Raw genomic sequence first — 17,805 nt, 5'->3', positions numbered from 1 at the left:
TTTTATTTTGTAAATATATCTAAGGTAATATAAAAAATACTTCTGTGTAATTATAAACAGGCATTTGACGGCAGAACCAGAAATTTTTCAAAAAGACGCTGTTTGATTTAAAATAATATAAAAAATAACTATATAAAAGTGATTGAAAAACAATAACTATATCTTTTTTTATAAAAATAAATCAAAAATAATATTACTTTGCCGAAAACAAAAATGTTTTTGGAAGAAATGACGCTAAATAACATTTTGCGACATTATTGGGGATACGATGTATTTCGCCCCTTGCAAGAGTCTATTATTCATTCTGTATTTACACACCAGAGAGATACTTTAGCCTTGCTGCCTACGGGTGGCGGAAAATCCTTATGTTTTCAAGTGCCTGCTTTGGCGATGGAAGGGCTGTGCTTAGTTGTTTCGCCCTTGATTGCGCTGATGAAAGACCAAGTATATAATCTTCAACGGCGCGGCATTGGTGCGGCAGCTTTGTATAGCGGTATGCACCCGCAAGAAATTGATGATACCTTAGAACGTTGTATCTATGGAAATGTGAAACTGCTCTATGTGTCTCCCGAACGTTTGGAGAGCGAAATGTTTTTGGCACGTTTGCCGCGTATGAAATTCAGTTTTTTGGCAGTTGATGAAGCACACTGTATTTCGCAATGGGGTTATGATTTTCGTCCTGCGTATTTAAAAATACACGAACTGCGCAATAAATTGCCGCAATTAAATATTTTGGCACTTACGGCATCAGCAACTCCCCAAGTGCGCGAAGATATTATCACCTACCTAAAACTACAAGAACCCAATGTATTTACAGGTGGGTTTGCTCGTTCTAATTTGTCGTATTCTGCGTTTGAAGAAGATAATAAAATGCAAAAAATGCTTCAAATATTACAAAATGTTAATGGTTCTTCCGTTGTGTACGTTCGTAGCCGCAAAAAAACAGAAATTATCGCTGCCCAACTGCATGAAAAAGGAGTGGCTGCCGATTTTTATCACGCAGGACTGAGCAGTACGCAACGTTCACAAAAACAAGACCTGTGGCTGCAAAATACTTGCCGTGTGATGGTGAGTACCAATGCCTTCGGTATGGGCATTGATAAACCCGATGTGCGTACCGTAGTGCATTTGGACTTGCCCGAAAGTTTGGAAGAGTATTATCAGGAAGCCGGACGCGCCGGACGTGACGGCAAAAAAGCATACGCCGTGCTGTTATACGATAAAACAGACCTGCTGCGACTTCGGGAATCTTTACAAAAAGGAGAACCGGATATAGAAGAATTACGGCGGCTATACCAGGCTTTGGGCAATTATTGCCGCGTACCGCTGGGAAGTGGTGCTTTGCAAAATTTTGATTTTCAGATATTTGAGTTTTGTAAAACTTATAATTTAAAAACCGTCAATACCGCCGCCGCACTGAAACTTTTGGAACAGGAAGGTTATATTTTGTTGAGCGATGCTGTATGGCTACCGCCGCGTTTTAAAATCACCTGCTCGCGCGAGGCTCTTTATGATTTCCAGCTTCGCCACCCGCGTTACGATGTGTTTTTGAAATTTTTGATGCGCAATTATGCAGGTGTTTTTGAGGATTTTGCTGCTGTAAATGAGGGTTTTATTGCACATCATTTATCATATAAAAAAGAGGAAGTAAAGCCTATTTTTGAAAAATTACAACAATATGAAATAGGTGTATATATACCTCAAAAAGATGCGCCTCAACTTACTTTTTTAACGCCGCGTTTGCCGGCAAATGATATTGTTATTTCGCAGGAAAAAAGAGAAAAAAGAAAAAATATACGTTATAAAAATATAATAGCTGCAATAAACTATGCAACAACTTATCATTTATGTCGTAGCCGCCAGTTGAGTGCTTATTTCGGCGAGGCTGATGTGCCGGATTGCGGTATTTGCGATGTGTGTTTGCAACGGCGGAATACTATTAAAAATGACGAAGAGCAGCAAATTATAGCTGAAATAAAACAACTTTTGCAACAGGGAGAATATAGCATGGAGGCTATTTTGCAATATAACGCTTGTAAACAAAAAGACCGTGTAATAACAGTATTGCGTAATTTGTATGATGCCCAAAAAGTTGTTGTCAACGAGCGAGAAAAATGGACTTGGCGTAAAAAATAAAACTCACTTTGAAAATATATTTTTTGGAATTTAAAAAAATACGTTCCTTTGTTTTTTATTTTAAAAAAGCAAAATACAGACATTTTTAATTTTTTGCGAAAAACAACAGATATCGCCATGAATTTTAAAAATATTAAATCAGCACTGCTTGGTTCTTTTTTTTTGATAACGATAGCAGCGATAGCACAGTATTTTTTGCCTTGGTGGGTGGCATTACCTATTGCCGCAATTATAGCTTTTTGGCAAAAAATTAATCCTTTGGCGGCATTTGTTATGGGCTTTGCCACTATTTCTTTGTTGTGGGGCAGCTATGCCACCTGGCAATTGGCGGCAAGTGGCAATATAGTAGGGCAAAAAATGGGAGCCTTGTTCGGCGATCTTAGTCCGGGTGCTCTAATCAGTTTGACATCATTGCTCGGCGGTTGGTGCGGCGGTTTAGGAGCACTCACGGGTGCATTTGCAAGGGGTTTATTTGTAAGGCGGGAAAAATACGCTTATTAAAATATTTATATATTTTATCAAATAGTTTTTACTCTTTTACTTTCTTTATTGTTATTCATTTTGTCTTTTTTCATTATTATAAAAAAGGCACTGCCATACACAACCCTATCAGAAAACATTTTTTTATTTTATTCATATATTAAAAAAGTATCGGTTTATTTCAATTATGATACACGACAGTACACGCACCAAAATAGTTGCTACAATAGGTCCGGCGAGTTCCAGTTATGAAGTATTGCGCGACTTGGTTGTAGCCGGTGTAGATGTGTTTCGTCTGAATTTTTCACACGGCTCACACGAAGACAAAAAAACAATTATTGACCTCATCACTTCCATTAATCAGGAGCTGAGTGCGAGCGTTGCCATTTTAGCCGACCTGCAAGGACCTAAAATCCGTACTGGCGAAATGGAGCTGAATACCGAACTCAAAACCGGCTCTCGCGTGATATTTACTACAGAAAAAATGGTGGGCAACAGTGAGCGTTTGTATATCTCTTACGAAAGTTTTTCGGCAGATATAAAAGTTGGCGACCGTATTTTGATTGACGATGGCAAAGTGGAATTGCGTGCAACACGTATTTTGAGTGCTACGGAAGTAGAAGCGGAAGTGATGTTCGGTGGGGTGGTGAGTTCCAAAAAAGGAATCAACCTGCCCGACACCAATATTTCTATGCCTTCGCTCACCATCAAAGATATTCAGGATCTGGACTTTATTCTCCAACAGCCCATTCATTGGATAGCTTTGTCGTTTGTTCGGCGGGCGGGCGATGTAGAAAAATTGCGCAAACGTATTCAGGCGCAGGGGCATCAGGCAAAAATAATAGCCAAGATAGAAAAGCCCGAAGCCTATCTCAATATCGACAGCATCATCACTGCTGCCGATGCCATTATGGTGGCGCGCGGCGATTTGGGTGTAGAAATGCCTGTGGAGCAAGTGCCCTCTATACAAAAAGATATAGTGCGCCGTTGTAATGCACAGGCTGTGCCGGTGATTATTGCTACACAGATGATGGAAAGTATGACCTACAATTCCAGCCCCACCCGTGCCGAAGTAACCGATGTAGCCAATGCCATCTATGATGGAGCTGATGCTGTGATGCTTTCCGGCGAAACCGCTACCGGTATTCACCCCGTGAAAGTAATAGAAACGATGCACCGCATTATGGAAGAGGCTGAAAAAGAAGAAAGCATTTATGACAAAGACAGCCATTTTGACCCTACACTCAACAAATATCTTTCCGACACCATCTGTGCCAGTGCCTGCGATATTGCCAACCGCGTGAATGCCAGTGCTATTATTGGAATGACAAAATCAGGGTACTCGGCGTTCAAACTTTCGAGTCATCGCCCCAAAGCACCTATTTTTATGTTTACCGAAAACGCCGACATTCTCAACGAGCTTAATTTGCTGTGGGGAGTACGTGCGTTTTATTATAATTCATTCAATACAACCGACACTACCATCGCCGAAGTAGAAGCGATATTATTGAAAAAAGGTTTGGTAAAAGAAGATGATGTGGTGATATTCACCGGCAGTATGCCCCTCAAAGAACGCGGCAGCACCAATACCATCAAAGTAGATGTAATTGGCAGCTATTATTATTCATAGATAAAAAGAATTACGAACAAAGACCAACAATTATAAAAAAAGAAAGGCTGAATAGTTAAATTCAGCCTTCTTTATTAAAAAAGAAGAAAAAAGGACAGGCGTTACTCACTGTTAAAGAGAAGAAAAGAATGCCGCCAAGCTATTCAAAAATGAAGAAAGAGGATAACAATTTTCGCGCCTGTTCTTATTTCGTATAAAAGCAATGATAGTTTTAGTATTTTTAATCTTGATGTTAATTGTATTTTTTTATATAAAATATTTATAATTAATATTTTACAATTTATTTTTAAAATAAATTTAATTGATTTTTACAAAAATAATATGCCACTTTACAGGTTGTGAGAAGTCGGTGGCGATACACATATATTAGCATCAAGAAAGGGAATGATATTGAGTAAATTCTATATCCGGTAGTACTAAAACTATACCAATTTTTAAAAAAATACAGAGTTCTTGCATAAAAATATTGCCTTGCCAATAAAGAATGCCGCCAAGCTATGAAATGTAGAAGAAAGCAAGACATTTTTTGCTGTTAAACCCTGTATTATTCTATTTTTTGTTTTATTTTTTCAATTAAAAATAACGCGGGGTTACAATTTTATCTTCCATTTTCACCAAATCATATCCCAGCATCAATTCGTGCGAGCCACTGCTGTAGCGGCGCAATTCGTTGCCTGAAATATCGTAAGCATATCCTACGCGAATTTGAGGTGTAGCTTGCAACATCATATTAATATTATAGGAAACGGCAGCAAATTTGTCCGAAACGTTGTTGCGCAGCGAAGCACCTAACCAAAATCTGCTTTTAATCAGAAAATTCAGATTTATATCGCTTTCCATCGGTGCATTTTCGGCGTATTTTATCAAGAAGGTAGGCTTAAAGAGCAAAACCGAACTAATTGGCTGCACATAACCGCCACTCAGATAGTAATGTCGTTCTTCGCGGCTGCTTTTGCTGAGGTGGGTGTCGCCGTTGTCGTCAATACTATTATTGAGCAAGCGCGGCACGGCAAGTCCGGCAAAGAAACGCTGACCGTAATAATACACCCCTGTTCCGAAATTGGGCAAAACACGGCTGATATTTTCGCCATATACATTGATGTCGGGGTCAATGGTGCTTACATCGGCGTAGTTGGCATTGTACCAAGTAGCACCTCCTTTGATACCCAAAGAAAGCATACCATTTGCCAAAGGAATACGATAAGCATAGTCGGCAAACAAACGGTTTTGATTGATTACGCCAATGCGGTCATTTTCAATAGTGACCCCTAAAGCAGTTTTTCTTTTCGTTCCCAAAGGCGAATGTGCGCTGATGCTCACTGTTTTGGGTGCGCCTTCAATGCCCACCCATTGGTCGCGATAAAAAGCAGTTCCGCTCAAACATTCGCGGCTGCCGGCATACGCCGGATTATAAGACGAACCATTAAACATATATTGTGTAAAGAGCGCGTCTTGCTGTGCATATATATTCAACTGAAAGCCAACGGCGATAATTGCAATTGTTGCTTTCCATAATTGCCGGATTGTCATAAAAGGTAGTTTTTTAATTTTTTAGTTGTAATGAAATAAATAATGAAGCGGTTAGCATTAACGTTTGAGCATTACATAACCTGATTGTTGGGAAGTAATATCATCAGATTTTCCTATAATGACATAGAAATAAGTACCTGCCGGCAACTGCTCGCCTGTTTTGTCCCAAGTACCATTCCAGAAATCCCATTTTTCGCCCTGACGACTATATACTTCTTCACCCCAACGGTTAAATATTTTAATGCTCGGGCTTTCGTAACAATCTATATTCACAATTTCAAAAACATCATTGATACCATCTCCATTCGGTGAAAAACCGGTAGGAATTGTCAATGCACAATCGCGGATAGTAATGAATACCAAAGCATCGTCACAAGCACCATCGCTGTTGCAAATACGATATTGCAGCACATCTTGACCGGTATATTCGGCATACGGTGTGTAGCTGATGCTCATATCTTCATTTACGAGGACTTCGCCGTGTTCGGGAGCCGTAATGATGTTCACGGTCAGCGGTAAATTATTCGGGTCGCTGTCGTTGCCCAACACAGTGTATGTAACGGTAGTATTCACCGAAGTAATAATTTCGTCATTTTCGGCATTAGGTTTAGGTATGCTTTGCGCCGTAACACTGATAAATACCATTGCTTGGTCGCAGGAAGCACCATTGCACACCTGATAAACGAGTGTATCGTTGCCGATAAAACCTGCATGCGGATTATAAGTGAGCGATTCGTCTAAGTTTACATATACTGCCCCGTGTTCGGGTTGTGTGATGATGGTAACTACCGGATTACCCGCTACATTTTGGTCATTTTCCAAAATATTGATTACAAAAGGTACATTGATAGTTGTAGCAGCTTCATCATCAATAGCCAATACAGCACCGCTCAAAACAGTAATAACCACATTTGCTTCCGAACAATCGCTGCCGTTGCATATTTGATAACTCAAAGTATCGTTGCCTGCAAACGCATTATCAGGTGTATAAATAATTTCGTTGTTGCTCACGGTAGCTGTACCATTTGCAGGGTTTGTGCTGATAGTAAGGGTTGCATCATCAGCCACATTGAAGTCATTATTCAACACTGCTACATTTACGGCTTCATTTATCATAGTCGTTGCTGCATCATTGATAGCAAACAACTCCTCTTGCTGAACCGGCAAAATGGTAACAAATACAGTCGCCACATAGCAATTATCCAATGGGTCGCAGATTTCATAGAGCAATTCGTCTGTACCCGAATAATTTACATACGGAGTATAAATTAATTGATTATTAGCATCTAACACAGCAATACCATGTTGCGGCGGCACCATAATATGAACATCGGTATAAGTGTTGATATTCACATCATTTTCCAAAATATCTATCGCAATAGGTGTATTGAGATAAGTGGTAGTATCATCGTCAATAGCAATAGGCGATTGTACTACACCATCAACCAATACAGTAACCAGTGCTTCGTCACAGCCTTCGCCATTGCAAATCGTGTAGGTAAATGTAATGACACCTTCGTATCCGCTGTCGTTGCTGTAAGTAATAGTGCCGTCATTATTAATAGTTACCGTACCTTGGTTGGGTGTGGTAGTGGTATCAATTACAGGATTGTCGCCATAATCGTTGCTGATAACCGGAATGATAATTTCGTCGTTAGGAGTCATCACTACCAAATCATCTTGAGCCAAAATTCCTGCTACTATCTGAACAGAAACAGTAGTTTGGTCGCATACATTACCAGCACAAACGGTATATTGGAACGAAGTGCTACCTGTAAAGTTGCTATTTGGTATAAAGGTAAATTCACCATTATATAAATATACGTTTCCATTGGCAGGGTTGGTGTATTGTGTAATTACCAAGGGCACATTGAAGCCCGGGTTATCATTTTCGGAGGCATCAAAGGTGACGGAAGTATTGATGTAAGTGACTACATTATCCGGCACTGCAATATTGCTGTTGTTGAGCACGGTAAATACCGCTATTCCGCTGTCGCACATATTCATACACGCGCTACACAATTGATAGGTGAGCGTATCTGTTCCTATAAAACCTACTTGTGGTGTGTAAGTGAGTACGCCATTGCTGCTGAGGCTTGCAATGCCATGACTGACATTGTTGGTAATAGAAACCGTAGGCGGCTCGTTGCAAGGGTCAATGTCATTATCAAGAATATTTACGTTTACGGTTTGTCCGATATTTAAAGTTATGGCATCATCAATAGCTTGTAGCTGGCAACCGATTTGAATGACTACTTCTGTTGTATCGCAAATATTATTATGACAGCCCACCACTTGAATTGTATCGCGCGTTCCTAAAATGTAACCCGCTTTGGGTGTATAAATGAAGCAGTTTCCATTAATATCATCAATACTGCATTGTAATTGCGGCAATACTGCTGCTATAGTAGCCTGCGGTACATCGCAGAAAGTAACACATACAGAAACAGGGGTCATCGGATTGGTACAAGTATATTGCGTTTGGTCGCAATCCGCTATTACCGTTATGCAAATGGTAGCTTGATCACATAAGCCGTCGTTGTTGCAAATAGTGTAGCTGATTTCCTCTACTCCGCTAAAACCATTGGCAGGAGTATAAGTATAATTTCCGCTACTGTTGCTTTGTAAAGTACCATGAGCAGGAGTGGCAATTTGTGAAATGTAAATGCCGTTTCCAATATCGTTCACAAGCGGGAATACATAAATCGGTGTGTTCTGCAAAGTTTCGTAATAACAATCGTTGATAGCATTTACTATTTGCGGATTATCGCAATCTTCTTGTACGTTTATATGAGCATACCAAGTTTCGCAGTAGCCATTGTGACAAGCTGTGATAGTGGCAATTTCATCGCCATAAAAACCGGGCAAGGGTACATAAGTAAAACAAGGATAATCAATATTAACAATGCTACAGTTGTACATGGTTTCTATATCAGTAATAACGGCATCGTCCGGCAATAAACTGCAATCGGCAATACAAATTTGTACAGGTTGTGTAGGCTCGGTACATACAGATATGATATGTTCGCATACCTCATTGCAAGCGGGTACGGTGATATGTACGATAGCAGTATCACATTTACCACATTGATTACAAATGACGTATTCAATTTCATCGTTGCCGCTAAATTCATCATCGGCTTGATAGCTCAGATAATGACCATTTGTAACCGTAGCCGTGCCGTGTTCAGGTCCACTGATAAAGGTCATATTCACATTATCGGAGCAGAAATAATTTAATTCGTCATTGAGCAATACATCTATATTTTGTGTGCCACCGCACTGATAAGTGATATAATCATCATTGGCTTCGGGTTTATTGCAACCTACATGCACATACACGATAGAAGTAGAGCAAGCCGCAGGTACTTGGTCATCGCATACTTGTAAATATACCGTATCAATACCTACAAATCCGGGAAGCGGTGTATAACGGAAGCAAGAATCATTCATAAATACTAAACTACAATGGAAAGTGGTAGAACCTTCTATAATAGCAGCGTGGTCGCCGTCCGGATCTACAAAATCATTACAAATGATAATAGGTGTTACTTGCATAGTACATACTTCCAATGTATCAGACAAAGGTGCTTGATTCGGATTTGGACATTCTTGTATAGTAACATCAACCGAAGTAACGTCCATGTTATTATCGCCGTCTTGAATAATGTATTCAAAATAATCAGTACCAATATAGCCGCTTTGCGGAGTATAAAAGATACCTGTTTCTATGACTACAACTGTACCGTGTTGAGGTTCTTGTATGGTATTGGTTATTTCTAAACCATTACCTGTGTCGTTGTCCAATACTGTTAATAAAGTGCTTTGGTCTTGGCAAATAATATAAGTATCAGGTTTGGCTGAAATAACGTTTGTATCATTGAAAGGCACAATGACTGCATCATCTTCATCGTCATAATCATCCACATTCAGATTTTCGTTGTTGTCACCCGGTGTGCTGTCAATATCCTGTTCATTGGCAGATTCAATTTCGGCGATATTCACAATTTCACCCGTAATATCACCTACTTGTGCAGTAATGATTAGTGTGACGCTGTTGTTTACAGGTAAGTTGCCAATAGTCCAGATACCATTTTCAGCGTTGTAATTTCCGTTTGATGTTACAAAAGTTACGCCTTCGGGCAACATATCAAATACTGAGACACCGGTTGCATTGTCGGGACCTTTGTTGATTACAGAAATGCTGTAATGGATAATATCTCCATTGCTTACTTCGTAGGCATCAACAGATTTTTCCAATTCCAAATCAATGACTAAAGGTTCAGTCGGGTCAAAAGGAATAATCACTGCATCATCTTCATCGTCATAATCGTCCACATTCGGGTTTTCGTTGTTATCGCCCGGTGTGCTGTCAATATCCTGCTCGTTGGCAGATTCAATTTCGGCGATATTCAGAATCGGACCGGAAATCGCAGCCACCTGTGCTACAATATTGAGCGATACCGTTTGATTCACTGCTAAATTTCCAATATTCCATAAACCGTTGTCTGCATTGTAGCTGCCGTCAGAAGCAATAAACACTAAACCCTCCGGCAGCATATCATACACACTCACACCGGTCGCATTGTCGGGTCCTTTGTTGATAACAGAAATAGTATAAGTGATAATATCGCCTACACTTACTTCGTAGGTATCAACAGATTTTTCCAATTCTAAGTCAATAACAATCGGGCTATTTGGGTCAAATGGCATAATCACTGCATCATCTTCATCATCATAATCGTCCACATTCGGGTTTTCGTTGTTGTCGCCCGGTGTGCTATCAATATCCTGCTCATTGGCAGATTCAATTTCGGCGATATTCAGAATCGGACCGGAAATCGCAGCTACCTGTGCTACAATATTGAGCGATACCGTTTGATTCACTGCTAAATTTCCAATCTGCCATAAACCGTTGTCTGCATTGTAGCTGCCGTCAGAAGCAATAAATACAATACCCTCCGGCAACATATCATATACACTCACACCGGTTGCATTGTCGGGACCTTTGTTGATTACAGAAATAGTATAAGTGACAATATCGCCTACACTTACTTCGTAATCATTCACAGATTTTTCCAATTCCAAATCAATGTGCAAGGTATCTATAACTACAGGGTCTATATAGATATGTACAGTAGCCATAGCTGTATCGCCGCAGGCATCTAAAATATTATAGCTGAACGGAATTTCTCCAAAGAAGTCGGTAGGTGCAGTAAAGGATATATTGCTGCACGAATTAATAACAGCACTGCCTTGTTGTGGCAACTGAGTAATATTTTCTACACAAATTGCATCGCCGCTATCGTTGGCTATTACATTAATATTCAAGGTTTGACCCGGAGTTGCAATAGCATAATCATCAACAGCATCAACAGCAACTTGAGCCTCGCCGCCTTCAATTTCAAAATTGAAAGTTTGTGTATCACTGCACATACCATTGTAAGTAACTGTTACGCTATATATACCCGGCACCAAATTCTCTATATTTTCTTCGGTAGAGCTAAATCCGTCAGGACCTATCCATACATAAGAATAAGTAGTATCTGAGGTATTGCTGTTTTCTATTAATGAAATAACACCATCGTGATTACAGAAGGTAGCGTGTTGTACTACGGGCTGGAAATTGAAATCGGCAGTTTCCACCATTGTTTGGCAACTATGAGTAAATGCACAGCCGTCTGTTTCGTTGTTGTAGGATACTGTAACGGGTTTCAAACCGGCGGTTGTCCATCTCAACGTTGCAGCTTGTTCGTTTTGGCTGATTACTTCTGCATCTCCAAAATTCCACTGAATATTATCAACATTGCTTGCTTGCGGAAGGCTGAGGATTACTTCTATTGCTTCGTTGAGGCAAGTCATAGCAGGCAACATACAGGCAATTTCGGCAGGTTGGTTAATAATTACTTCTACTGCCGCCGATAAAGTGCTGCATTGTGAGACGTTGGTAGCCACTACTGCATAGCTGCCTTCAATATCAGTGGTAAAACTATTCTGAGTAGCTCCTAAAATTAAGAAACCATTGCGATACCACTGGAAGCTAATATCTGTATCGGGCGTACTGTTGGCATATAGCGTGGCAGTACCGCCTTGGCAAATATGAATTTCAGGAGAAGGGAAAATACTCACCGTTGGGCTGTTTTGCAATACAACCGAAATTGTATCAGTAGTACCGCTGCAAGTACCGTCAGTTACCACAGCATAATAATCTCCGCTTTCACTGCCTTCATATACATTGTTGGAAAAACTGTTTAACGGGTTGGCATATCCTGTCTGGTACCACAAAACATTTTCGTAATTACCTGCTACCTGCAAAGTGAAACTGCTGTTTTCGCACAACGTGCTTTCCTGCAAATAAATGATAGGTGCAGTAAAATCAGAAGTGCTGATGAGGATAGGGTCAGAAGTGCTGCTGCAACCATTTTGTGTAACTACTACATAGTAAGTTCCATCATTATTTACAGTATGGTAGCGTCCTGTCCCTATCAGGGCATCATTTTCATCATTATACCACATATAACTGTCATATACTTCGCCTTCGGCAGTTGTTCCGGCATCTAAGGTGATGCTGGTACTGTTGTTGCAAAAATCGTAATCGCTGATGCTGATAATTGCTTTTTCTGCCGTAACAGTTTGAACGCTGAGTGTATCGGAAACAGCCGTACATTCATCATTTCCACTTATCACATAATAATCACCGCTTTCGCTGATTTCTATTTGTGATGAGTTTGCTTGATAAATCGCGATACCATTGTGATACCACTGATAATTGCTGAAGCCCGCAGTAGCCGTTAAAGTGCTTACGCTGCCTTCGCAGAAAGCAGTAGCACCTGAAATGTTGATACTTTCGGGATTGATTACTTGAATTAAAACACTCGCTGATGCGCTGCAACCTTCAGCATCGGTGATAGTTACCAAATAGTTGGTGTTGTAAGCAGGAGTAGCAATCGGATTTGGACAATCGGTACAACTTAATCCGCTTGTCGGCGACCATTCATAGCTGACAGCCGAAGAATTTACATATAATTGTACAGATTCGTTGGGGCAAATAATGGTGTCGGAAGCCATTAAATTAACACTCGGATTAGCATTCGGATAAACACTTACATAATTGGAAGTATTTTGACAACCATTACTTTGAGTGGCAACCACCACATAATCACCCGGATTATCTACGGCAAGTATATTAGAGCTTCCGGCTTGCACCAAGGCAGTACCGTTGCGATACCATTCGTAATAGAACAAACCGTTGGTGGCTATTAAATTGATATTAAAATCTTCATAACAAATATAAGCATCTGTTTCAGGAGCGATGGCAACCGTAGGCAATGGCAATATATTGATATACATCGGTGCTGATATGTCTTCACAATCGGCATTGTTATTTACATAAACGGTATAATTACCTGCGGCGGAGGCTTCATACACTGCACTGTTGGCAGTAGGTAAAATTGCGCCGTCCAAATACCATTGATAGTTGCTGTAATTGCCAACAACAGACAAGATTACGCTTTGACCTTGGCAAATAGTTGTATTGCTACCCGCCATTATAACAGGTGCAGGACTTGGCAATACATTTACTTCTATCATTTCAGAAGTAGCCGTACAAGTATTTTGGTTGCTTACTACTACATAAACCGATGAATTTTCGGTAATGACGATACTGTTTGTATTATTACCTGACACTAAAGTATTATTGACAAACCAGCTATAATTTGCAAGTCCTGATGTTGCGGTTACAGTTACATTACCACCTTCGCAGAAGTTGCCATTGCTGCTGAGTGATAATTGAACTTCAGGTAAAGAATTAACGACTACATTAACAGTATTGCTATTGACCATACAACCGCTATAAGTAGTCGCTTCTACACTGTAAGTACCACTTTGAGTAGCTTGTAGTACATTAGAAGCACTTTGTTGTACCAAAGTAATACCGTTCAAGTACCAACTATATTCAGCGTAGCCGGTAGTGGCTTGTATAGTTACGGATTCTCCTGCACATACATTCGCTGTGCCTCCTGTACCAGCTATTGCTATAGCAATAGCTGGGTTTATGATTGTATTAATAGTTATATTTCCTTGCGACTCACAACCGTTGGCATCGGTGATGGTAACAGTATAAGTTGTCGTTTGAGTTGGTGTGGCAATCGGATTTGGACAGTTGCTGCAAGAGAGCGAAGCCGCAGGCGACCAACTAATGCTTTGTGCTGCCGAATTACTAAATAATTGTACACTTTCGCCCAAACAGATTTGGTCGGTTTCGGCTTGAATATTCACCGGCGGCAAGGTATTGAATTGAAGCACGGCCACATTAGAGGCAGCACTACAACCCTGTGCATTGGTGGCTATTACCTGATAGCTCCCGCTTTGTTCGGCATTAAATGTGTTGTCGCCATTATTTTGAACCAATACATTGCTGTTCCACAACCATTGATAATTGACAAAACCTGTATTGGCAGTGAGTGTAACACTCATAGCATCAGCGGAGCAATCGCTGTAAGTTTCAGGTGTGATATTTACTTGCGGCGCAGGCAATACTGAAATATTAATGGCTGCCGAAGTAGCACTGCAACCTTGAGCATCGGTAACATACGCTGTGTAAGCACCGGAGGCGGACACTGTGAGTACCGGAGTAATACCAGTACTGATAGCTTGTCCATCTTTATACCATTGAACGGCGGCAATATTATTACCCAATACAGCCAAAGTGGTGCTTTCATCTTCACAAATTTGTGTTTTGCTGGCAATGACAGCAGGAGTGGGGTTTTCGGTAACAGATATTTCAAATACTGAAGATTGCCCTATGCAACCGTTGGCATCGGTAACAACAACATAATAATAACCACTGCTAATTACGTTCAAGCTCGGATAAATAGAACCCGGAATGATAAAATCGCCACTATACCATTGGTAGCTGCTGTATGATGCATCTGCAACAGATAAAACAGTGCTGTTGTTTTCGCATAAATTCAAATCACCTTCAATATATAATTCGGGAGAGGGAAGTGGTGTTACTTCTAAATTCACCGGATTAGAAGTACCCTGACAGCCTTGAGTATTCGTAACAACTACGGTATAAACACCATCATAAGCAGCATTATAAGAGTTGGAAGCCCCATTTTGAAGCAACGTAACACCATTGAGATAGAATGCATAGTTGGTAAAACCAGTCGTAGCCGTAACAATTGCTGAGCCGCCTTCACAGATGCTATTGTCGGAAATGCTTAAAACAGCTTGTGGCGTGGGAATGACGGTAATCAGTACAGACTCTGTTTGTTGGCAGCCGTAAGCATCGGTAATAGTAAGGCTGTAAGTGGTTGTTTGCTGCGGAGTAGCTACCGGACGGGCACAGGTGAGGCACGAGAGTGTGCCGTCATTGGGTGTCCACGAAAAAGTAGTGGCGTTGGCATTAGCGTCAAATTCAACCACTTCACCCGGGCAGATTTCGTATTTGTCGGCAGTAAGATTGACCGGCATCGTAGGACTTACGATTACTTCGGCGGTAGTTCCACTTGTATTGGTGCAGCCATTGGCATCGGTCACTTCTACCGTATAAACACCTTGTTGCATGGCATTATAAGTGTTGAGCGTTGTACCTTCGGCAACAATTTCAACACCATTTCTCCACCAACGATAATTGCTGAAAACACCACCCGAAGCAGTAAGTACGATAGGTAAGTCTTCATTACCACAGGCGATAGTTTCTGTTTGAGATACAGTTGGTTGTGGCAATGGATTTACGGTAAGCACAACCGGATTAGAAGTGCCTTCGCAACCATTAAAATCATTTACATATACGGTATAACTGCCGCCTTGATTTACTTCAATAACATTACTGCTGCCATTGTAGAGGGCTTGCCCGTTGAAGAACCATTGTACAATGGCATAGTTGCCCTGCACGGCAAATTCGGTGCTTTCGCCTTCACAAATTTGCTGCTGCGGTGCCATAATAACAGGAATCGGATTGGGGTTAATATTAACTTCTACCGTTTCTGATATATTGGAACAACCATTGGCATCAGTTACTTGTACTTGCATAATACCGTTTTGTGTAGCAAAATATTGATTTTCATTGTTTGCCAAAATAGTTTGACCATTAAATATCCACTCATACGAACTATAACCTGCCGTAGCACTGACGGTTACATTACCGCCTTCACAGAAGTTGCTGTTGCTCTCTACGGTAATATCTACCTGTGGCGTTGGATAAAAAGTGATTTCAATATCGTTGGAAATATTGGTACAACCATTGGCATCGGTTACTTGTAGGCTATAAATACCATTTTCGGTAGCTGTATAAGCAGCCTCGGTAGCCTGATAAATTGGCAAACCGTCTTTCAACCATTGGCGCACCGCATAAGTACCCGAATTTGAACTTAAAGATACAGAACCACCTTCGCAAACCGGATAAGCACCTGCCGTAATGAATACTTCGGGTAAAGGATATACGGTGATAGGAATAGTAAAAGTAGTAGTGCTGCAACTTCCGTCCATTACTACTGCGTGATATACACCGCTTTGAGTAACAATCAACTCAGGTGAGGTTGCTCCTACAATAATGGTATTATTGCTATACCATTGGTAGCTGTCGTGCGGCTCGGTAAGTGTCAGGATAATATTTTCGCCAATACAAAAACTTTGTTCTCCATCTACTTCAATACCTGCTTGCGGTATATCTTGTACCTGTATGGCAAAAATCGGCGAAGTGAGCAAACAGCCGTCCAAGGTTTTGGCAGTAGCATAATACACTCCTGCCCCCATGCTTGTTAAGGTATTGTTGGTTTGGTTGGGTAGCGGCGTACCATTGTAGTACCAGATATAATTAAAGAAGCCCGCACTTACAGATAATGTCGTTTCTTCTTCTTCGCCGCACAGCGTAATTTCTGTATTGCTGAGTGCGTTTAAGGTAGCATTTGGTTCAATAATCGTTACCGGAACGGCGGCAGAAGCACCGGAGCAACCATCTTCATTGGTTACATATACCAAATAAGAGCCGCTGATACCTGTTGTAAATGTATTTCCCGTACCCAATATAGTACCGCTTGGAGGCGGTGCTGTAGCCGAATACCATTGAATCGTGGGATAAGTACCAAATACAGCTAAGGTTACTTCTTTTCCGGTACATACCGTACTCGGACCTACTGCTGACACAATCGGTGTTTGGAATGGCAATGTTTCAATAAATACAGGGTCGGAAGTTACTTTACAGCCGTTAATATCGATGGTTTCTACGGTATAAGTACCACTTTGGGAAGCAACAAATGTATTGCCGCCGCTACTTACGGTACTGCCGTTTATTTTCCACAAATAATTGGTAAAAACAGGCGGCACAGACAGTGTGACTGTTTCATTTTTGCACAACAAATTGTCGCCGTCTAAGGCAATAGCTACGTTTTGAACAGCAAAAATGGATATAGTCTCAGGTTCGGATTGTGCCGGACAACCATTTTGGTCGGTAGCCGTTATGAAATAAGTACCTGCATTATCCGTTATGAATGAGGCACCGAAGGCAATCGGTGTGGTAGGATTATTGACATTATACCATTGAATATCATTAAAGTTGCCTGTAACAATTAAAGTAGCTTCGGTATCGCTGCATATAGCATTATCGGGAATAACGGCGATTTGTGGTTCAATGGAATGATTGATATTCACTTCAATGGTTGGCGAAATACCTACACATTGATTGGCGGTATTGGATACCACTTCCACATAATAATTGCCCGAAAGAGTAGGAGCGAGGGTTTGTCCGCTGCCCACCGGAATCGGATTGGTGGGGTTGGAAGCATCAAACCAAGCATACGAAAAATAACCGGAACCGGCATCTAATATTACCTGACCCGCCGCCGCACAAGAGTTGAGGTCGCCTTGCACTACTAAAACAGGTTCGGGCGTAGGCTCTACATTTACTTGTATGGAATAAGTAGCTTCACAATTAAAAGCATCTAAATAGGTGGCTGTATAAGTGGTAATGCCCGCCGGAGGCGTAATAACCGGATTGGCAATATAGGGATTGCCAAAGCCGTTGA

The 17,805-nt window shown here is 40.9% G+C and carries 5 protein-coding genes; 3 read left to right on the top strand and 2 right to left on the bottom strand.

Going from position 1 to position 17,805, the window contains the following annotated elements:
• The first annotated feature begins 228 nt into the window (after positions 1–228).
• The 3 genes from IPL35_06240 (at position 229) to pyk (ending at position 4,246) form a co-directional block, all read left to right on the top strand.
• Positions 229–2,136: a RecQ family ATP-dependent DNA helicase gene (locus IPL35_06240; GenBank protein ID MBK8443022.1), complete on the top strand. Its 1,908-nt coding sequence runs from the start codon at positions 229–231 to the stop codon at positions 2,134–2,136.
• A gap of 117 nt (positions 2,137–2,253) precedes the next feature.
• Positions 2,254–2,637 carry a hypothetical protein gene (locus tag IPL35_06235; GenBank protein MBK8443021.1) on the top strand — a complete coding sequence of 128 codons (384 nt, stop codon included), beginning with the start codon at positions 2,254–2,256 and terminating at the stop codon, positions 2,635–2,637.
• Between the two features lie 166 nt (positions 2,638–2,803).
• Positions 2,804–4,246: a pyruvate kinase gene (pyk, locus tag IPL35_06230; protein MBK8443020.1), complete on the top strand. Its 1,443-nt coding sequence runs from the start codon at positions 2,804–2,806 to the stop codon at positions 4,244–4,246.
• A gap of 573 nt (positions 4,247–4,819) precedes the next feature.
• Here the strand turns inward: pyk and IPL35_06225 are convergent.
• Both IPL35_06225 and IPL35_06220 read right to left on the bottom strand, forming a co-directional pair.
• A complete protein-coding gene (locus tag IPL35_06225) occupies positions 4,820–5,776 on the bottom strand; it encodes a type IX secretion system membrane protein PorP/SprF (GenBank protein ID MBK8443019.1) in 957 nt (318 codons plus the stop codon).
• Between the two features lie 57 nt (positions 5,777–5,833).
• Positions 5,834–17,650: a tandem-95 repeat protein gene (locus IPL35_06220; protein ID MBK8443018.1), complete on the bottom strand. Its 11,817-nt coding sequence runs from the start codon at positions 17,648–17,650 to the stop codon at positions 5,834–5,836.
• Positions 17,651–17,805 lie beyond the last annotated feature (155 nt).

The organism is Sphingobacteriales bacterium (genome assembly GCA_016711285.1).
Lineage (GTDB): Bacteria > Bacteroidota > Bacteroidia > Chitinophagales > UBA2359 > JADJTG01.
The sequence above is the reverse complement of the archived record's forward strand: the minus strand, read 5'-3'. Positions and strand labels throughout refer to the sequence as shown.